A 20,411-nucleotide genomic window follows, 5' to 3' on the forward strand; every position below is an offset into this window, starting at 1 on the left:
TCAAAGAAAGGCATTAACCGCCCTTATTCAATTTCACCATCAATTCATCTGAATACCCTACTTCCACATTTTCTATTTTGCCTGACTCATCGATCAGAAAAAAGGTAGGGTAGCCGCTTACACCGTATGCTTCTCCCACCGATTTGGCGTCGATGAGGACAGGAAATGGAACAGTCACTCTTGAAACGTATTTCTCCATTTTTTCCTTGGGATCTACGGGATTGATATACAAGGGAACCATGTTGGCTGCAAATTCGAAATTCGGTTTGCTGAATTCTTCCAATGCGACTTTGCACCAACCGCAATTGATCATTGAGAAGTCAAGCAAAACCTTTTTACCTCTGAAATCTGAAAGTTTGACCGTATTCCCGTCAAGGTCTTTGAGTTCAAAATCAGGAGCAATTTCGCCTTTAGCCAATATTTTGGGAGATTCTTTGTCAGTCTGTCCATCGATTTTTGAAAGGTAGCCCTTGGGTGGATTGATCCTCAAAGAGTCTTTAATTGCGGAGAATTCATATTCCTCAAAAACATTTTCAATCAATTGGCTTCTTTTTCCATCGTGGTACAACCTGCGCGATAACAAATTCACAGTCAGGTTGGCAGGATTGATAAACATGTTGTTTTCTAGGTAAATCTTCTTTTCACTGATCATAGTATCCATTTCTACCCAATAGAAGTTCAGGTGGGTTTTTCCATTGATTGCCGTGTCCTGTTTATAAATCCATGGTGACTTTTTTAAAAGATTTACAGGAGAAAAATCCAGGTAGGTATTTGAACTCGCAAAATTTTCATTTCCAGGTTTGGTTTCCTCTGAATGAATCGTCACAGTGCTGTCCTTGTGATTGATGGTGGTCAATACATCATCCAGATAGGATAATTCTGAATCTTTTCTCCTGCCTATGTAATTGTATTCAAAAAATATATTTGGATGTTTTTGAAGCTTCAACTCATATAAAAACGTATCGACTTCTCCCAATAAAGGATTTTCCCACAGCATCACCTGTTTAAAGCTGACTTGCTCTGCAGCATAAAATTTTTCTTTGGCCCCCTGAAAAACCTCCTCAGGAGTTTTTTCTTTAGCACATCCAAATATCACAAGAGCCAAAAAGAGAAGTAAATAATTTTTCATAGTCACAACAAGCTGATTTAATGAAATTCAATTTATAAGAAACTGTTTAGTTTAAAAAATATTTAGTCTTACTTGGTTTATTTTCTCTTTGAATATTTGGCTTCCTGATTTTCTATTTTAGAGTTATCTGAAGAAATTTTATTTTATCCTGATCGCTAGGAAATCCTTTTACGCGGATTTTTGGATATTTGAATCCCCGATTTTGAAAGATTGGAATTTCTTCCAATTTTGCGCCATGCTGGCTTTTTATGGATTGTTGACTATTGGGGTATTGTTGTTTTTGGTTATTTCCAAAAAAGCCTCGCCTGTGGTAGCGCTGATTTTGGTGCCTCTGATTACGGGTTTAGCGGCTGGATTTGCTTCTGAATTATCGGCAATGGTGGGAGAGGGGCTCAAAGGCATTGCGCCAACAGCCGTCATGTTTGTTTTTGCCATTTTGTTTTTTGGGGTGCTGATGGATGCAGGGACTTTTGATCCGATCATTTCCCGAACCTTGCAATTGGCAGGAAATGATCCTGTGAAAATAACCATTGCCACTGCGTTTTTGGCCATGTTGGTCCATTTGGATGGTTCAGGCGCCACTACCTTCCTTATCGTAATTCCTGCATTGCTTCCAGTCTATGATGCGATGGGAATGAAAAGACTCACACTTGCCACTATTGTGGCCATCGCTGCCGGGACGATGAATATCCTGCCTTGGGGAGGTCCCACTATCAGGGCGGCGGCATCTTTGAAAGTGGAGGTGATGGACCTGTTTTTCCCTATCATGATTCCAGTAATCATTGGATTATTGACCGTATTGGGTATCGCCTTTTACCTTGGCAAAAAGGAAAAAAACAGGCTAGGTACAGAAATGATAAAGATGGCTGAGGGATATGCTGCTCTGGAAAAAGACAACAAGCTGATCCGTCCAAAATTATTTTACTTCAACCTTGCTTTGATTCTATTGGCCATTACAACCATGATGGCAGCTTGGGCTCCGCCTTATGTGGTATTTATGTTGGCATTTGCTATAGCGATCACAGTCAACTATCCCAAAATGGAAGACCAAAGGCACCGCATCGATGCCCATGCCAAATCGGCCTTGCTGATGGCATCCATTCTATTTGGGGCAGGGGTTTTTACAGGAGTTTTAAAAGGAACAGGGATGATGGATGCCATGGCGGCAGGTATCTCAGACATTTTGCCACAGACTTTGGGGATGCAGCTTCCCCTTATCACGGGGATTTTGGCTATGCCTGCAAGTCTGCTTTTTGATCCGGATTCATTTTATTTTGGGATGCTGCCGCTTTTGGCCAATACCGCTGAGACTTTTGGAAGCTCGGGTATTCAAGTGGGACAAGCTGCGATTTTAGGTCAGATGACCACTGGTTTTGCCGTAAGTCCTTTGACAGGCTCCACATTTTTGCTGATCGGGTTGGCCGGCGTGGACCTCGGGGAGCATCAGGTCAAGACCATCCCTTGGGCTTTTTTGGTTACCTTGGTGATGCTCTCAGTTTCCATTTTGATGGGGGTAATAGTTGTTTAATTCAGGAATATGAAAAAATCAATCAGGATTGGCAGCGGTGCGGGTTTCTCGGGAGACAGGATAGAACCTGCTCTCATCCTCACCGAAAAGGGCAATCTGGACTACCTGGTGCTGGAATGTCTTGCCGAAAGGACCATTGCCTTGGCACAAAAGCAAAAGCAAATCAACCCCTCACTTGGTTATGATCCACTGCTTGAACGAAGGATAGAAGGACTGTTGCCCTTACTGGTAAAGCACCGTACACGTTTGGTTACTAATATGGGTGCAGCCAATCCTTTGGCCGCAGGAAATAAAATCATTGAAATTGCCAAAAAGCAAGGACTGAAAGTGAAAGTTGCCGTGGTGCATGGTGATGATGTTTTGTCACTTTTGGATCCGGAAGAAAACTGCCTCGAAACGGGTTTACCGCTCCAGTCCCATGGAAAAATCGTATCTGCCAATGCCTATTTGGGAATTGATACGTTATTGCCTGCTTTGCAATCCGAGGCGGATATAATTCTGACCGGAAGGGTTGCGGATCCTTCACTTTTTTTGGCCCCGATGGTGCATGAGTTTTCTTGGAATAGCAATAATCCTGTGCTCATGGGAAAAGGAACTGTCATTGGGCATTTGTTGGAATGCGCAGGACAGATCACGGGTGGATATTTTGCAGATCCTGTCAGCAAGCCTGTTGATGGGCTGGAAAACCTTGGATTTCCATTTGCTGACATTCTCGACAACGGAACGGCTACTATCTCCAAAGTACCAGGAACAGGAGGGAAGGTAAGTGTCCAAACAGCCAAGGAACAGCTTTTGTATGAAGTGATTGACCCGAGTAAATATATTACGCCTGATGTTGTGGCAGATTTCAGAGAAGTGAAAATCGATCAAATTGAAAATGATACAATTCAGATCTCTGGAGGAAGCGGCAAGCCCAAACCTGAAAAACTCAAAGTCAGTGTGGGTTATGAAGCGGGATTTGTGGGTGAAGGGGAGATTTCCTATGCAGGTGCCCATGCCTTGGAAAGGGCCAAATTGGCCGGGGTCATCATTGAAAAACGGATCGGCCACCTGTATCCTGAATTCCGAATCGACTACATCGGTCTGAATTCACTCCATGGTACTGATTTTGGAAACTCACCAATTCCCTATGAGATCAGGCTGAGGGTCTCAGGAAAATCCAAGGACCAAAAAACTGCGGCACTTATCGGTGAAGAGGTCGAAGCACTTTATACCAACGGGCCTGCAGGGGGAGGGGGAGCAAGGAAAAGCGTCCGGGAACTTTTAGGAGTAGTGTCAGTTTTGATGGACCGGAACAAGGTCAAAACAACTTTTGAAATTTTAGAATCATGATCAAACTTTCCAAAATAGCTCACAGCCGGGCAGGAGATAAAGGAAATATCCTGATGCTTTCTCTGATTCCTTTTGAGGAAAAGGATTATGAATGGTTGCTGAGGGAAGTCACTGCAGAAAAGGTCAAAGCCCATCTGTCCCACCTGATCAAAGGTGAGGTGATCCGCTATGAAATTCCGGGGATTCATGCCTTACAATTTACCTGTTATCAGGCTTTGGGGCCGGGTGTGACCACTTCTCTGGCCTTGGATGCCCATGGGAAATCTCTGAGTTATGCCCTATTGGAAATGGAGATTGAGTAGTGCCAAAAGATAAAATTTAGATTTTCTAATTTTTTTCAAATCGTCATACCAATCAAAAGTTTACCATCATTTCGTCCACTTATTTCCAAAGGAAGATTATTTTCCTGACTGCTCTATTTTATTCCTTCTTTCCTTAATTGCTTCGACTTTTTCCTTGGTCACGCCAAACACTTTTCCGTCTGAGGCATCTTTCATCAGGTCGTTGATATAGCTTTGACTGATTTGGGAATTGTCCTTGTACTTGGTCCTCAGTGCTTCTAGTCGCTTATGAAGATCTTCCCTGATCTCTGAATAGGCCGGATCTTTGTATACATTGCGGAGCTCCATGGGATCCTTTTTCCGATCGATCAATTCCCATTGGTCTTCCACATAATAGTAATGGATCAGTTTGTATTCCTTGGTCACGATGGCATAATGGCGGTTGACCATGTGCTCTGCGGGGTATTCGTAGTAATGGTAGTACACGGCATCCCTTGTCCATTTCTCCTGCTGTCCTGTGAGAAGCGGAACCAAGCTTTCCCCCTGCATGTCCTCCGGTTCTTGGACGCCTGCAGCCTCCAAGAATGTCTGGGCAAAATCAAGGTTTTGGACCAGTTCATCTGAACGGGTACCTGCCTTCACCTGTCCCGGCCAAGCCACCAAAAGCGGGGTTTTGAAGGATTCATCGTAGATGAATCGCTTGTCATACCAGCCGTGCTCCCCCAAATAAAAACCCTGATCCGAAGTATAGACGATGATGGTATTCTCCATCAGGTCATTGGCTTCGAGGTAATCGAGAAGCCTTCCGACATTTTCGTCGACAGCCTGGATGGTTCCAAGATAATCCTGCATGTACCGTTGGTATTTCCATTTCATCTTGTCCTGATCGGTCATGGAGGGATAAGCTTTTTTGAAGTCGGCATTGACTTTGGAATAGGCCTTCATGAAATTGGCTTCTTGGGATGGAGTAAAGCGGCTGTACTCATATTCATAGCGGCTTTTGTCAAACCCGATTTCGGGTATGCCCAATTCATCCATCACTTCAGGAAAAACCTTGTTGTCTCCCGCCCAACTCATGTGCTTCAGGATATTCATCTCTGCCTCTCCAGCCGGCGAGGTCCTGCCTGCATAATCATCAAAAAGTGTAGCAGGCTCAGGAAAAGTCCTCGTTGTAAAATCCTCCAAATGACGCTCGGCCATCAGCCAAGACCTGTGTGGCGCTTTGTGGAGGTACATCAGCATAAAGGGCTGCTCTGCTTTTCGTTCATTTTGGAGCCAATCCAAGGTCATGTCCGTCACGATGTCCGTCACATAGCCGTCTACGGTGATATTGCCTTCGTTTTTGGTGATAAATTCCGGATTGTAATATGCCCCCTGACCGGGAAGTATTTTGAACTGGTCAAAGCTTTTGGGATTGTTTCCAAAATGGAGTTTGCCAAACATCGCTGTCTGATAGCCTGATTCCTGAAGGAGTTGGGGAAAGGTCACATTGGTGGTGTCGAAATGGAAATGGTTGTCCACTTTCCCGTTCAGATGGGAATGTTTTCCCGTCAATATGGTGGCCCTACTTGGTGCACAGATTGAATTTGTCACGCTGGCATTGGTAAAAAGCATACCCATTTTGGCTATCCTGTCGATGTTGGGAGTCTGGATCAGGCGGTCATCATAAGCGGATATGGCTTGGTAAGCATGGTCATCCGACATGATAAAAATGATGTTGGGGCGCTTTGGAGCCTGCTCTTCTTCCTTCGCAGGATTGCAGCCAATCATGGCGACCGGGATTAATGCCAAGACTAATTTTAATAGTGACTTCATCATAACAGGTATTTGGGGTTTTTTAAAATTAGAAAAACATTCCTGAAAAGCTTTCGAACATATCGGCAATTACATGGAAGGAATGTTTTTTAAAGATTTTCGGACAAATGGATCATGTCGCCTAACATCCTTAAATAAACCCACTGTATTTTCCCCATCAGCAATTGTTTGAAAATCGTAATTTTTGCTTTGAAAAAAGTTAATATTACCATTTCTCATTTGGTAATTTTGTACACTCGAACTAAGTAAAAAGCATTCAAAAACAGGAAAATGACGCAGTATTTCCAAAATATAGGAGAAGAACCATCGCCAAAACCACAGGAAAGACACTATTCGATTTTTGGTCTTGATAGGTTGGCCTTGAGAAAAGCGATGATCCTTTTGGTGTTTGTTCTATTTATAAGTACGGGTGTTTTTGCTCAGGATAATTCCGGAATAGGACCAAGCTATTTCCGTGGCAATATCAGTGTGACCAACAACGGACTTTCTCTCATTCCGGCATTTTCGCTTGGGAGACCGGCAGCGATTTTCGAAATGTCGATGGGCGGCGAAAGGCTGAGTTTCGATCCCGAACTGCGTTTCGCATTGGATGGTAAGCCTTGGTCTTTTGTCTTTTGGTGGCGGTACAAAATCGTCAAGTCCGGTAAATTTAACCTGCATGTCGGCGCGCATCCTGCCTTTATTTTCACTACTACCATGGAGCCTGATGCCAATGGTCAGATGGTCGAAACCACCAAGACCCAAAGGTTTTTTGCAGCAGAAATCTCGCCCTCCTACACCATCAGTCCAAAAACCAAACTGAGTTTTCTCTACCTCGCAGGGAGAAGTTTGGGCAAAGTCCCTTATTCACTCAATCAATTTGTGACCATTGGGCCTTCATTTACCAATATTCCTATTTCCCAGAAATATTTCTTCAATGCCCGCCCCCAGGTGTTTTACCTCAAGATGAATGAAAAAGATGGATTCTTTGCCAGTTCATCCATGGTCATAGGCAGGAAAAATTTCCCGATATCTTTGGGAGGGATTGTCAGTAAAGTGATAGTGTCTGAGATTGAAGTGGACAACTGGATCTGGAACATCAGTCTGATCTATTCCTTCAACAATGAATTTGTCAAAAGGTCGAATCCGTTACTTTAAATAGATATTAGTGGATATTTGATATTGACTAGGTTGAAATATGGTAGAAATACAATTGATATATGGGTGAGATCGATATTGATGGATACTGGATATTAATTGATATTGGTTGGAGTCAAAGAAGAAATATGGTGGAAATAAATAGAAATAAAGTAGAAATAGGTTGCGGAACTTAAGCCTCAATTTCTGCCACTCAGGCTTGATGCTTAAAAATTATATCGCCGCAGGCATATATCAATATATATCGCGAAGCAAATATCATTTCAATATCGCCGCAGGCTTATATCAATATATTTCGCTTAAGCATATATCTTTCAAATATCGTCGAAGGCTTATTTCACGAAGTATATTTCGCTTAAGCATATATCATTAAAAACATGGACAAACCAGAAAGTTTAGAAGAATTTTACAAAAGGAAATTCAATTGGCTTCCTGAGAATATCAGGAACGACATCGGGCATTTCAACATGTTCCGGTTGGAACCTTATTCCCAAGGAAAAACCACCTCTATACCTTACCGGAGACGGGATTTCTATAAGGTCATGTTGGTGAAGGGCAAAAGTGAAGTGTACTATGCAGATCAGGTCATCGAGGTCAAAAAGCAGGCATTGGCATTTTCCAATCCTTTGATCCCATACAAATGGGAGCACCATGAGAACCTGAAAGGCCAATATTGCATCTTCAACCAACATTTCATGCATGACTTTGGCAATATCAGCCAATATGAAATCTTCCAGCCGACCGGCAACCACGTCTTTGAACTTTCCGACCAACAGGTGGAGGAAGTGGAGGCGGTTTTTAAGAAAATGGAAACCGACTTCAGCTCGGAATACAAATACAAGTATGACAGCATCCGAAGTCTGATCCTGGAACTCATCCATTATGGACTCAAGCTGCAGCCCAATACCTTGGCGGACAGACAGCCATTCAATGCTGCCCAAAGGATATCGGCCATGTTTTTGGAATTGCTCGAAAGGCAGTTTCCCGTCGAGGACAACCATCCCCAAATCGACCTGCGCTCAGCTTCCGAATTTGCTGAGCACCTCAATGTCCACGTCAACCACCTCAACCGCGCTGTCAAAGAAACCACCGGTAAAACCACCTCACAGGTGATCGCTGAAAAGCTAATACAGGAAGCCAAAGTCCTGCTCAAACACAGCAAATGGAATGTGGGAGAAATAGCATTTGCTTTGGGATTTACTGAAGTGACCCATTTCAACAACTTTTTCAAAAAACACCTGCAGACCAGTCCGTTAAAATTCAGGGCCGGATAATTTCCTATAAGTTTTTTCAACCCCGGAAGCTTTTGACCCCCCCTCAAACCAAGAGTCAGATGGTGAACCAAGGTCCTAAAAAGAATATGCCACTACATTATTTGCTTTTCTAAATATTGAAAAGCTATGCCAAGATAATTCAAGTTCTAATTCGTGGAAAAACCATACTTGTGGTGATGAATTCAGGTCATTGCCGAAAAACAAAGCAGGTAGAATTCACTTTCTTTAAAGACTTTGATAAGGCACTTAAACCTCATTTCTTGAATGGATTTTGAGTCATCAAATTTTTCTATTTGAGAAGAGGCATAAACATTAATAATTTTTATTATGACTATTTGTGGAAAAAATGTATCAAAATTTTGCATTAAATGTTTTTTTTTAAATTAAAAAATTATTTAAATTACCTGAGACAGAATTAATTAGAACTTATTTTAATAATTTGTTAACAATTCTTTCATGCTGCGATCTTTTTATTCATTCATATAACCACAACTTAATTTAAAAGTAACATGAGAAAAAGTACCAGTATTCATTGGCTTAAAATCCTTTTTATGCCAATGCTGTCCCTCCTGCTTTTTGGAGGAATTATTTCTCCATTAATTGCCCAAGAAAGGGAGTTTTTGGAAGGCAAGTATGCGGTCACACGAAGTGATAATCAGGTCTTTATTTTTAGCTTCAGTAAAGATGGAACGGTCATAGTCACCGAAAAAAACTCGGAAGACAAAGATTTCAAGGAAAAACAGAAGTATGAATTGATCGGTGACAAACTGACCATCATGCCGATTTGGCCGCCAAGCGTCATTGATGACTTCAATGATGTCACCATGACCAAAGCAGGTGAGGGTTTGTTCACTTTTTCCAAAGACGGACTTGATTATGAAGTGCAGGAGCATTCCAATTGGCCTGCCATCATGCATACCTCGGCTGTTTTGATTGCATTATTGATTTTCAATTACCTCTGTAGGTGGTCCAAATGGTTTGTATGGGCTACTTGTGTCATTCTCCCACTTTATCTTACGATTTATGTTTGGCCCATTACCACGGTAGGTACTGCAGTTGATACCTGGTTTCACGTAGCCAAAGTATGGTCAGCCCTCGCCGGTTCGGTATTCTTCACCTTGGTCAGGTTTACCAAATTGAACAATTACAAATGGGCAAAATTTGTAGTGGCAGCCATTTTGGCCATCAATATTGTGGAAGCAGTATTAAGGGATTTTGAATTGGGTACAGGATTTGGAGGCATCTATCACTTTTTAAACGGTACTGCCGGAATCCTTTCAATTATCACTTTGTCAGGTTGGTTGACCATCAAAGCCGACAGCTCAAAATGGAAAGACATGGTATGGCCCGACATGACCTTGCTTTGGATCATCGCTTATGACGTGTGGAACTGGAGTTATATCTGTAACTGTATCCCTGAGCATGCAGTGATGGGCTTGATCGTGCTGTTATCCTGTACCATTCCGGCCTTTTACAAAGTGGGCACATGGCTTCAGGCAAGGGCTTACACCTTATCTGCCTACATGATGTACATCATGAGCGGATCCAAATGGATCAGCCATCCATTAAACAATGTGTTGCTTCCGGATGACCCTACTTTCATCATCATTTTGGCTATGTGTAGTCTTGGTCTCAATGTGTACAATGCCTACGTTCATTTTGGAATGATGATCAGGAGAAAAGCATGGGGATTTGGTCAGCCGGTGTTGACCCTAGCCGAGCAGGAGGCAATAGTGGCCACCAACAAAACCTTCCCGCATTTTATCAAACTGGCCTGATATTGAGAATTAGTCTTTTCCAACTGTTATTTCGCTAAAGAAAAAGGCTACCGGATGAGGGTAGCCTTTTTTGTTAGACACGTTGATTTAAGGAGCAGACTGTGTGTTTATTCAATTTAAATAACCTTGATGATGAACAACCAAAAAAATATAGTATTGATTTTATTCCTTTTCGGTTTTGGGACCTTGTCCCACAGCCAGGATATGGATTCCATCCCCGAAGGAAAAAAAGAAAAAAAAGTGACCATTATTCCCATGCCCGTCTTAGCAGCAAATCCAACCACAGGCTTGGTTTATGGGGTTGCTCCGGGATTCAACTGGTTCAATGGCAATCCCGAAACAACCAGCATGACGAGTTTCTTGGGTACATTTCTTTACACCCAAAAAAACCAGTTATTTCTTCAAGTAAGGGGAAATATGTTTTTGGAGGATGACAGATGGCTAATGATGACTGACCTGAGGTACAACCTCAACAGCCAACCAACCTATGGCTTGAGTACCGACGCCTCTTATATGTACCACACGGTAGTAGGTGAAGATGGAGAAGTTTCAGATGACCTGGTCAAAGGTCCACCTGAAAATGAAATGATGGGTTTTGACCACTTCAGGTTTTACCAGACCGCTTTGAGGCGGCATGCAGACACCAGGTTCTTCTATGGGGTGGGATATCACCTGGACATCATGTCCAATATCGATGACAAGCAATTGGATTTGGAGGCAGATCCGGCCAGACTTACTTACCATTACCAATACCAAACCGGTAAGGATATGCCCCTTGCCGGGTACACCCAATCCGGTGTTTCTTTGAATGCCTCTTTGGACAGCAGGGACAATGTGGCCAATCCTTATGATGGAAAAATGATATTAGCCTCTTTGAGACTCAATCCCGAATTTTTGGGAAGTACAGAAGGAGCAAGCCAACTTTGGTTGGAATACCGGGATTATTTCAGCCTCAATCCTGAAAGACCAAGAAATCTGATTGCAGTATGGGCTTATGGATGGTTTGTGACAGGAGGCAAAGTGCCTTATATGTTTTTGCCAGCGACAGGTTGGGACATGTTTGGTAGGTCAGGAAGGCCTTATACCATGGGGAGGTTCAGGGGTGAAGACCTGACCTACACAGAAGCAGAATGGCGGTTTCCTTTGCAAAAGACAAAAGACAGATTGGGAGGTGTGGTCTTTGTCAATGCCACTTCTGCCAGCAGCCGGACAGACAATGTGAAACTTTTCAGCCACTTCCAGGCAGGTTACGGTGCCGGTTTGAGGTACATGATCAGTCCAAAAAACAGGGTCAATATCGGATTGGATTACGGACGCGGAATTCACGGCGCTTCAGCCATTTTCCTCAATCTGAATGAAATGTTCTAGAATTTAATTTGAAGTACAACAAAAAAGGCTATCCCGAACAGGATAGCCTTTTTGATTGCCTGCTTTTTTGAGCCTCAAACTTTTAAAATAAAGATTGTGGATGGTGTAGGAATCCATATCAATCAATATCAAATTTTAAAGCACAGATTCGCTTTGCCCCACTTCAAGATTGGCAGGGGCTTTTCCTTTAAATCTCCACCTGTAATGAAGCACAAAATAAACTACATTGAAGGCCAAGCTAACCAAAGCCATGATCAATACCAGGTTTTCAGACCTTGGCATCGGGATCACAAAAGTCAGACCCAAGCTGTTGTCCGCAAAGGCTTTGAAAGTGAACAGATACATCATATAAATTGCCAAAGTAAATGCCCTTGCCTGAAGGTAGGTTCCTTTTTTGATCCAGATGGCAGCTACTGTCGGCGCCAACAAGACGATGAAAGAAAATGCAACGGTATTTGGGAAATTAATATAAACAAAGGTAATGTTCCATACATCATAGGCCAAAATCCAAAATGTCGTCATTCCAGGCCACAGCATGTCATGGGGCTTTTGCTCGTCTTTTTTGACGCCCTTCCATCTTGATATCGTCACCATACATAACACACCGGCAATGCCATTGATGATGTTTGGCAAATCCGGCTGAGAAAAATCCTGTAAAACCGCCTCAGCAATGTTGATGGCCAAAATCAACATGACCACAAATTTTGCCCATGTTTTTCCATCAATGTTATGAAACCTAAAAATCGTCGTAAAAACACTGCCCGCGACAGCAGAATACAGTTTGATCCACCTGAACCAACCGTCAAATCCGGCCTTCATCCAATGTGGGATCAGGACTATGGGAAGAATGAAATACAGCAAATAAGAAACGCCCTTGTAATATCTGGAGATTTCATTGCCCACCATCAGGATAATAAACAGAAACACCAAATGCATCCAAGACCAAAAGGGTTTGCTTTTGCGGATTTCTACGTCTGTTTCGCCATCCACATGCTTGAACTCGTATCGGGTGTCATCAATGTAGGTGATGGTTCTGTCTGACAGTTCTCCGATAGGACCGGAAGCATCGCCGGAGAGGACAATGTTTGAGCCTTCCATCGACCAATTGAAGGTCTGCTTCAGTTTGCGGACCGTCATGCTTTTTTCCACATCGACGGTACCGTCCTCTTTGAATTGAAAATCATACACCAAGCCGCTTCCCTGAGAATCGACCATCGAACCTTCCAAAGTTCCTATCCATCGGCCATGATCGCCGGGAAGACTTTGTGCCTGTGCCAAGGGAATTCCGGCAACCAGTAAAAACATTGAAAACAGGAAAACTGACAGAGAATTCCTTGCAAAATTGAAATTTACCATAATATTTGTGGGTTAAGGGATGAATTTAAAGAATATTATTTCAGTTAAATTAAGAATTTAAATTTAAAAACCGAACCTTGTGTGTAAAAATTTGGCAATGACTTCCTTTGATTTGGTTGGGTTTCTGACAATTCGAAAATGTTTTAATCAAAATGAAAAAGAGTTGCCACATTTGAGGCAACTCTTTTTTTCATTCCATTAAAGCGGATATCTCAAAATCCCCGCGATGGCGCTGCTTTCATCAGGCATCATGTCAGTTTCTACGAGGTAGACCTTGCCTTTGAAATCAATCACCCTGGCAGCAGCCTCATCGATCAGGCAGTGCATTCCCGGTTCTTGGGTTTCCGAAAGGGTAATTTGGTGGGCACTTTCATCATAAGTTCCCCACAAATGCTCGTGGTCTTTGTCTACCAAAAGTGTATCCACCGCACCTGTAAGTGCAGCTTTGATCAGTTTCAATTTGTCATTGTTGACCGCAAGACCATTGGCGAGGTAAGAGCCGAAACTTGATTTTCTCTCCAGTCTTTCTGTTTCAAAATACGGTGCCGCAACTTCCCATGATTTGGCATGGAGAACCATCATGTCATTGTGGTTGAATGCTCCTGTAATCTTGCCCTCCATCAGGTATCCGTAACTGTTTGCCTCCCTGTATATCGGGGCAAGGTATTCTACCCCTGCTAAGTACAATGGCAAAGGGTTGCGGTTAAGAACCGGAACCAATTTGTTATTTACCCTGTGAAAAAATTGGAGCAACCTCTTTTTCCTCTCCTCGTCAGAATTTTCGCTATGCCCATGAAACTGCGAACCTGTCCCCGCACCCCTTGCCTGAAAACCTTTATCACCCCTTGCTCCTTCTTCATCTTCAGTAAAGGAAGAGGCAATATCCTCATCATCTATTTCCTGAATCCCGTTTCTCGTCGCCTCATAGAGGTAGATATGGTCAAGGTTCAATAGCAGTAAATAATAGTGACCATCATCCGAAAGCTCAGGAATCATCGGAAGAAGCATCGGTTTGGATCCGATAAAATGGCTGCTTTCCGCTACTTCAAGAGGTAATTGAAAAACCTCCATCTCCCCGTCGTGAAGGAAAACAGCCAACATGTCAGAATTGTGCTCCCAAAATTCATCGTTATCTAAAAGTTCATTGGCAGGGGCAAGAATTTTTTCGGCTTCCTTCCAAGCCAAACCTTTTTCTGAAGTGAGTCTGCTATTAATCTCCTGCAATTGGTTTTTAAAATGGGTTTTGTCTTCCTTATAAGCAGTAGTACTCAACCGGGAAGTCGGTGTGTAGATAGAAACAAAGGGATAACCTGATTTTTTGGAAAGGGCAATAAACTGTTCTCTGTCAAAAATTTTCATGGGATTTGTGGTTTAGGGATGGATAAAATTAAAATTCAGGATACTGTATTTGAATGTAAAAGATAAAACAATCTAGCAAAAAGCTGATAATAATATGCTATCTGATCCATGAAAAATTATAAAAAAATCAAATTTTGAATAAATGACAGCATTGCTTTCTTTCGGAATTTATGTCAATATTCCGATTCTATAAGTCAATAGGTCGAAGTGGAAGCCGAAAGATAAATCCCAAATTCTAGAAATCCGAAAACCCCTCCTTCCTACGGTGTTTTACGACATTAAACTAATGCCTACAAATATTTTTACCTAAACCCTTGTTTCTTTTTGAAGGGATAACTATCTTTTATTCGCTGTACAAGGTACAGTCAGTTATATTGTTTCATTTCTAACTTTCAAATCAATGGAAAACAGAATCTCCATTGAGATCCCCGAAGCGGATCTCCAGGCTATCAAGGCCGCTCTCCAACAAATTCAAGGCTTGTTGGCACCTTATGTCATTGCGCTTACACCCGAGCAGCGCAAATCCATCCCCAAAATGAGTGACGGTTCCGGTCCATTTGTAGACAAGGTCATGGACTATGCCGTCAACAATTCAGAATTTCTACCGGCATTTGTAAGTCTGGGGGAACTTCAAAAAGACTGGAATGCAACTTCGGGTTTGATGCCATTATTGAGAATGGTAGATCAGATCCATGACACCATGAGCGATACTGCCATGCTTGCAGGATCGGAAGCCTATAAAGGCGCCTTGAGTTATTACAATTCGGTGAAGCAAGCCGCAAAAATGAATGCTCCGGATGCAAAAGCCATCTATGAAGACCTGAGTAAGAGGTTTGAAGGGCAAGGCAAAAAACCAAAGCCTACCGGATAAATTAAAAAAGTAAACCCTTGATTTGAACTTAGACTTTACCGGACCTGAAATGGTCCGGTTTTTTTGTGGGCAATGATTGGGAAAAAACCTATCAAGTTTCCTAAACCAACTCCTTACCTACTTCTAACCACCAACAGTTTACCTCCAAACTGAATCAGTTATGCTAAAAGCTCAGTGAGTTTACCTCTGAGCACAGTGAGTTGAGCAAAAAGCACAGTAAGTTCACCTCCGAGCACAGTGAGTTGTGTAAAATGCTCAGTGAATTCACCTCTGAGCACAGTGAGTTGTGCAAAAAGGTCAGTAAGTTTACCTCCGAGCACAGTGAGTTGAGCAAAAAGCTCAGTGAGTTCACCTCCGAGCTCAGTGACTTGTGCTAAAAGGTCAGTGAGTTCACCTCCGAGCTCAGTGAGTTGTGTAAAAAGGTAAACTGTGTAGGTAAAAAGGTGAGTTAGTTCGCCTATGAAGTGGAGGGGGGTACTTCCGAAGTACCCCCCTCCACTTGGGAAGTACCCCTGAGCGATGAAATATACCTATCTCCCGGTTCTTGGGAATGGCATTTTAGAGGTATGGAAGAAAATTGGATTATTTATTCTGTGGGGCTGAAGTCCGGTGTTTAACCTTTCAGATCCGGGATTTCAAATCCCACCCAGTCCTAAATCAATTGTATAAACTACTCTCAGACGGGGTCAGATGGTAAACCAACATCTTAAAGTAGACTCTCGCTTTGTCAAATGTACTCTCGATTTTTTTAAAGAGGTGAAGCTTCGCTGATTGGGATTTTACTTTGTGTGACCACAATATTTTAATTATAACCTGAGTGAGAAATTTCTTCCTTTTGCCAACTTTTGGACCTTCTCCTTGTTAGGTCTCAAATTATTTGAGACCTCAAAATATTCCATTTGAGGTCTCAAAACATATTTTAAGGCGATTGGTGAAAATGTATGGGTTTTCTTTGGACATCAAATCAGACACAGGTGTGTCAAAAAACTTAAACACGAAAGAAAAATGAAAACACTCACGCTCCTCACATCTATGCTTTTTGCTACCGTATTGATGGTAAAAAACGAAAAAATTGAAATCGGCTCTATGAAGTCCGTAGAACTCACTTATCCGGAATTTGCTACTTATGATGTCAACCTGAGCAACTCCTCAGGAACGCCTATTGATGTTTCGGTCATTAACCCAATCACCAACAAGCAAGTAAAGGGGTTTGGCCTTGGCGGATACGGGAATGCAACCGTCTCTGTAGACGAAAACCACATTCTCAAGCTCAGGAATAATTCCTTGAAAAACATGAGTCTTTCCATTGATTTTGTAAAGAAGAAGCCTGATACCTATAATCCCGAAAATGCCCCTACAGTGAATTTTACACTACACAATTCTTCACTCAAATCAATCCCGTTGATCATTCCTGATGTAATGAACCCAAACCTGTCCCCCATGTCCAACAGTGGCGTTTCCCTCAAAATGGGCCAGAAGATTTACTATAAAATGGGTTCAAAAAAAGTGGTGCTGCTCACCGTGGATGATTCTATCCGGCCGGGTGATAAAATTGATGTAGCCAAATTGATCCGAGACATCAAAAAAGATTGATAATTTAGAACCCAAAGGTTTGAAGTAAGCCAACCCCCTCAAATGTTGGCTTACCTCTTGCCGCACCTCTCATTCCGAATACATGTCAATTTATACCACACCCCTTCAGTTCGGCTATTTTTTCAGCCTTTTACTCTGGATTCTACTCCTCATCAGGGGCTACAAAAACCAACGGCTGTCAGACAAACTACTCGGTTGGATCATGTTTATCCTTGCTATGGAATTGCAGGATTATACCTTTGGTTTTGCGGGGATAAATTTCCTTTGGAATGAGCTGAATGGTTTTCCAAGAAGCGTGAGCCTATTGTTTGGTCCCATCGTTTATTTCTATTTTTTAGCCCAGACCAACCGTTCTTTTGTTCTCAAAAAGACACATTTATGGCATTTTCTTCCCTATGCGGCATACTTTGTTTATAAGCTTTTCTTCTTTTTGCAAGGACCTGAAAGGGTAGAAACCCTGCACCAATCTACCCTGGACCTTGTGATGACTTATGTGCTGAGGATCTGTCTGATTGTTTCTTTTGTTTATTACTTGTCTAAATGTTCGTCCATTTACAGGAAATACCGAAAGTGGAGCCTCGATCAGTTTAGCAACCTCGAGCTCATTGACTTCAAATGGTTTCGAAATTTCATTTTCTCCATGATTGGTTGGCTGGTATTCAGGGAAGTTATGCTTGTGATAGATGTGATTTTCAAGTTGGATTTTTATCAGGATTGGTGGTGGAACCTCGCCTTGGCAGCTGTGGCCATATATATCGGTCTGAAAGGTTTTTCCCAGAAGCAGCCTGCAAGGATCAGTTTTGACCTTGATAAGGTTGATGATTTTATAAAACATGAACCTTCTGTTTTGCCAGAGAAAACGGTCAGTACCAAAAGTGTGGACCCGGAAAAGGTTCAAATAGCCAAAAAGCTTAAAGAAATCATGGAAAATGACAGTCTTTATCTTCAACCTGAATTGAACCTACAAGAACTTGCTCAATACCTACAGACCAATCCTGCCCTTCTTTCGGCAGCCATCAACCAGGTTTTTGGCAAAAACTTCAATGAATATATCAATGGCCTCAGGATTGACGAATTTGTCAGAAAGTACAATGCAGACAGCAACCACAGGTTTACACTGTTGTCGCATGCCATGGATTCCGGCTTTAATTCCAAAGCAACTTTTAACCGGGCCTTTAAAAAAATAAAAGGGAAATCTCCACAGGAATTTTTGAAATCACATTAAAAAAGTGGAAACGAATCTCAAAAAAACATCAATTTTTTCAGTGGTAGGTGAATTATGAATAAAAACAAACGGAAGCTTTTCACAAGTCAATTGCCACCTGCTTTAGCTTTTGGTTGTAAAAATGAGAAAAGGAATCTTGGCTTTAGCCAAAGGGTTGAATAATGTTTTTGAAGACACAACCATCAGTGGCAACTATTGGTGTCCATTGGACCCCATTGCCAAACTTCTGCGATCATTGCGGTAAAAAATAAACTGTTAAAGTGTTTCTACTAAAATGGGAGATTGTATTGTGTAAATAAAGAAAGGTTATCCTTTATTTTGATTTGTTTTCCTATATTTAGGTAACACTATATCTTCCCGAGATGGCCTCCTACGAAATAGAGATTATCCTCAACCGTCAGCTTGCCGATTGCCTGTCGATTCCGGTATTCATTACGGACACGGTAGGTAACCTGATATTTTACAACGAGCCGGCGGATAAAATCCTCGGCACTTCCTTTGAAGATACCGGGGAAATGAAGGTAGAGGAGTGGTCGACAATATTCAAACCTTTGGATGAAGAAGGGGCCCCACTGCCTCCTGAGGGCTTGCCCTTGGTCAATACCTTAAGCGATCAGCTACCCCACCACAAGGTTTTTTGGATTGAAAGTTTGAAAGGAGCCAATGAGAAGATTTCGGTAACCTCCTATCCCATCATAGGCCGCACCGGTAAATTCTTGGGAGCAGTAGCCATTTTTTGGAATTCCCAGGACACATGAAAATATCTATCAAAGGAGTCAGAGGATCCATTCCCACCTCAAGTCCCGAAACATCTTTTTTTGGCGGCCATACCTCCTGCGTGACTGTGAAGGAAGGTGATTGCCAACTTATCCTTGATGGCGGTTCGGGGATCCAAAAGGTATCCTCTCCCGAAGGAATTGACAGGGTGGACATTTTATTGACACACCTGCATATGGACCATATTCAGGGATTGGGGTTTTTCAATCCACTTTTTGATCCGTCTAAAGAAGTACATATCTGGGCTCCTGCAAGTGCAACCCAGAGTTTGCGGACAAGGCTGAACAGGTACTTATCACCGCCCTTATTTCCCGTCCATATCCGTGATCTACCATGTAAACTGACCCTGCATGACATTTCCAACAGCAGTTTTGAGATCGGGCCATTTTCCATTGTGTCTAGATTTGTGATCCATCCGGGACCGACGGTAGGATTCCGAGTCACTTGTGGAGATGCTGTGATGGCTTATATTCCTGACCACGAACCTGCCTTGGGCCCAAGAGGGTTGCTGAATGAAACAAAATGGATTTCAGGTTATGACCTTGCTGAAAATGCCGATCTTCTCCTGCATGATGCGCAGTTTACCCGCGAAGAATACATGGGGAGAATAGGTTGGGGACATTCCTGCATGGAAGACAGCATTCAATTTGCCGGGTATTCAGGTGTAAAAAGGCTTTTGATGACCCATCATGATCCTTCCCACAGTGACAGTAAACTGAAAGATGTCTTGGCTACGCTGAAGTCCAATCGTACAGGACAACTTGACTTTGATCTTGCTAGGGAAGGGATGGAGATTGATTTGGGGTAGGGAAATAAGGAAATAATTCTATCTTGGATTTTTCATCATCAGGTTAGCACTATCCAATTTGTATTTTGATCAGAACAATTATTGCAGCCATTGAAACCAATTTCAAAAATCATTTGGGTATTCTTGCCTAATTATCCCGTAATCCAAAGGATAAAACTTATCTACACCAAAAAAATGGAATCCAATTTTTTAAGTAACACCATGAAGTCCATTTATTATTCAAGCTCAAACCAATTACTTGATTTCAAGAACAATATGTTTGATTTCCGTAAGTTATTGACCCTCAAAAAAACTTATCTTTAGACTTAATTTTCAATTCTATGGCAACGATAAACCTAAATGTCAACGGTAAAAAACAGACTGTAGACGTTGATCCAAATACGCCTGTCCTTTGGGTGCTGAGGGAACACCTGAATCTTACAGGAACAAAATATGGTTGTGGCATCGCGCAATGCGGAGCCTGCACCATTCACTTGGGAGGCATAGCCGTCCGTTCCTGTCAATTGCCTGTTTCCAGTGTAGAAAATCAGGAAATCACGACCATCGAGGGCCTTTCCGAAAACGGCGAACACCCTGTGCAGCAAGCTTGGCTGGAGCATGATGTGCCTCAGTGCGGTTATTGCCAGGCCGGTCAAATCATGACTGCTGTGGCTTTGTTGAAAAACAACCCTACTCCGAGTGATGCAGAAATTGAAACCGGAATGAACGGTAACATCTGCCGCTGCGGAACTTACCTCAGAATCAAAGCAGCCGTGAAAACCGCCTCCAAATCACTCTAAA

18 protein-coding genes are annotated in these 20,411 nt (G+C 42.4%); 13 read left to right on the plus strand and 5 right to left on the minus strand.

Annotated features, from left to right (window positions below; translation table 11 throughout):
- Nucleotides 1–13: 13 nt before the first annotated feature.
- Nucleotides 14–1,129, minus strand: coding sequence for a peroxiredoxin family protein (locus NU887_RS17220; protein ID WP_258424623.1), 1,116 nt, complete (start codon nucleotides 1,127–1,129; stop codon nucleotides 14–16).
- 235 nt (nucleotides 1,130–1,364) lie between these two features.
- On the opposite strand from NU887_RS17220, the gene NU887_RS17225 reads away from it, so the two are divergent.
- The 3 genes from NU887_RS17225 to NU887_RS17235 are packed head-to-tail and all read left to right on the plus strand — an operon-like array spanning nucleotide 1,365 to nucleotide 4,291.
- Nucleotides 1,365–2,657 (plus strand): CitMHS family transporter, encoded by a 1,293-nt coding sequence (locus NU887_RS17225; protein WP_258424624.1) that lies wholly within the window; start codon nucleotides 1,365–1,367, stop codon nucleotides 2,655–2,657.
- A 9-nt stretch (nucleotides 2,658–2,666) separates the two neighbouring features.
- Nucleotides 2,667–3,989 (plus strand): acyclic terpene utilization AtuA family protein, encoded by a 1,323-nt coding sequence (locus NU887_RS17230; RefSeq protein WP_258424625.1) that lies wholly within the window; start codon nucleotides 2,667–2,669, stop codon nucleotides 3,987–3,989.
- Complete coding sequence (locus NU887_RS17235; RefSeq protein WP_258424626.1) at nucleotides 3,986–4,291, plus strand: AtuA-related protein; 306 nt, start codon at nucleotides 3,986–3,988, stop codon at nucleotides 4,289–4,291. The genes NU887_RS17230 and NU887_RS17235 overlap by 4 nt, the downstream gene beginning before the upstream one ends.
- A gap of 96 nt (nucleotides 4,292–4,387) precedes the next feature.
- On the opposite strand, the gene NU887_RS17240 is transcribed toward NU887_RS17235, so the two are convergent.
- Nucleotides 4,388–6,085, minus strand: a complete 1,698-nt coding sequence (locus NU887_RS17240; RefSeq protein WP_258424698.1) for a sulfatase family protein — start codon at nucleotides 6,083–6,085, stop codon at nucleotides 4,388–4,390.
- Nucleotides 6,086–6,355: 270 nt separating this feature from the next.
- Between NU887_RS17240 and NU887_RS17245 the strand changes: the two genes are divergently transcribed.
- From NU887_RS17245 to NU887_RS17260, 4 genes are all read left to right on the plus strand, one after another.
- Nucleotides 6,356–7,222 carry a hypothetical protein gene (locus NU887_RS17245; RefSeq protein ID WP_258424627.1) on the plus strand — a complete coding sequence of 289 codons (867 nt, stop codon included), beginning with the start codon at nucleotides 6,356–6,358 and terminating at the stop codon, nucleotides 7,220–7,222.
- 377 nt (nucleotides 7,223–7,599) lie between these two features.
- Nucleotides 7,600–8,496 (plus strand): helix-turn-helix domain-containing protein, encoded by an 897-nt coding sequence (locus NU887_RS17250; protein WP_258424628.1) that lies wholly within the window; start codon nucleotides 7,600–7,602, stop codon nucleotides 8,494–8,496.
- Nucleotides 8,497–9,005: 509 nt separating this feature from the next.
- Nucleotides 9,006–10,274, plus strand: a complete 1,269-nt coding sequence (locus NU887_RS17255) for a DUF5692 family protein (protein ID WP_258424629.1) — start codon at nucleotides 9,006–9,008, stop codon at nucleotides 10,272–10,274.
- Between the two features lie 129 nt (nucleotides 10,275–10,403).
- Nucleotides 10,404–11,642 (plus strand): outer membrane protein assembly factor, encoded by a 1,239-nt coding sequence (locus NU887_RS17260; protein WP_258424630.1) that lies wholly within the window; start codon nucleotides 10,404–10,406, stop codon nucleotides 11,640–11,642.
- 135 nt (nucleotides 11,643–11,777) lie between these two features.
- Here NU887_RS17260 and NU887_RS17265 read toward each other — a convergent pair whose 3' ends face one another.
- Nucleotides 11,778–12,998 (minus strand): DUF5692 family protein, encoded by a 1,221-nt coding sequence (locus NU887_RS17265; RefSeq protein WP_258424631.1) that lies wholly within the window; start codon nucleotides 12,996–12,998, stop codon nucleotides 11,778–11,780.
- Nucleotides 12,999–13,196: 198 nt separating this feature from the next.
- Entirely contained in the window at nucleotides 13,197–14,357 is a 1,161-nt protein-coding gene (locus NU887_RS17270) for a baeRF7 domain-containing protein (RefSeq protein ID WP_258424632.1), read from the minus strand.
- Between the two features lie 400 nt (nucleotides 14,358–14,757).
- Between NU887_RS17270 and NU887_RS17275 the strand changes: the two genes are divergently transcribed.
- On the plus strand, nucleotides 14,758–15,228 hold the full coding sequence (locus tag NU887_RS17275) for a hypothetical protein (protein WP_258424633.1): 471 nt from the start codon (nucleotides 14,758–14,760) through the stop codon (nucleotides 15,226–15,228).
- Nucleotides 15,229–15,386: 158 nt separating this feature from the next.
- Here NU887_RS17275 and NU887_RS17280 read toward each other — a convergent pair whose 3' ends face one another.
- A complete protein-coding gene (locus tag NU887_RS17280) occupies nucleotides 15,387–15,548 on the minus strand; it encodes a hypothetical protein (RefSeq protein WP_258424634.1) in 162 nt (53 codons plus the stop codon).
- A 685-nt stretch (nucleotides 15,549–16,233) separates the two neighbouring features.
- On the opposite strand from NU887_RS17280, the gene NU887_RS17285 reads away from it, so the two are divergent.
- The 5 genes from NU887_RS17285 (at nucleotide 16,234) to NU887_RS17305 (ending at nucleotide 20,410) form a co-directional block, all read left to right on the plus strand.
- Nucleotides 16,234–16,821, plus strand: coding sequence for a hypothetical protein (locus tag NU887_RS17285; protein WP_258424635.1), 588 nt, complete (start codon nucleotides 16,234–16,236; stop codon nucleotides 16,819–16,821).
- 82 nt (nucleotides 16,822–16,903) lie between these two features.
- Nucleotides 16,904–18,046 (plus strand): helix-turn-helix domain-containing protein, encoded by a 1,143-nt coding sequence (locus tag NU887_RS17290; protein ID WP_258424636.1) that lies wholly within the window; start codon nucleotides 16,904–16,906, stop codon nucleotides 18,044–18,046.
- 362 nt (nucleotides 18,047–18,408) lie between these two features.
- On the plus strand, nucleotides 18,409–18,804 hold the full coding sequence (locus NU887_RS17295; RefSeq protein ID WP_258424637.1) for a transcriptional regulator: 396 nt from the start codon (nucleotides 18,409–18,411) through the stop codon (nucleotides 18,802–18,804).
- On the plus strand, nucleotides 18,801–19,631 hold the full coding sequence (locus NU887_RS17300) for an MBL fold metallo-hydrolase (protein WP_258424638.1): 831 nt from the start codon (nucleotides 18,801–18,803) through the stop codon (nucleotides 19,629–19,631). The genes NU887_RS17295 and NU887_RS17300 overlap by 4 nt, the downstream gene beginning before the upstream one ends.
- Before the next feature lie 320 nt (nucleotides 19,632–19,951).
- Nucleotides 19,952–20,410 carry a (2Fe-2S)-binding protein gene (locus NU887_RS17305; RefSeq protein WP_258424639.1) on the plus strand — a complete coding sequence of 153 codons (459 nt, stop codon included), beginning with the start codon at nucleotides 19,952–19,954 and terminating at the stop codon, nucleotides 20,408–20,410.
- Nucleotide 20,411 lies beyond the last annotated feature (1 nt).

This window comes from Aquiflexum gelatinilyticum (assembly GCF_024741135.1).
GTDB lineage: Bacteria > Bacteroidota > Bacteroidia > Cytophagales > Cyclobacteriaceae > Cognataquiflexum > Cognataquiflexum gelatinilyticum.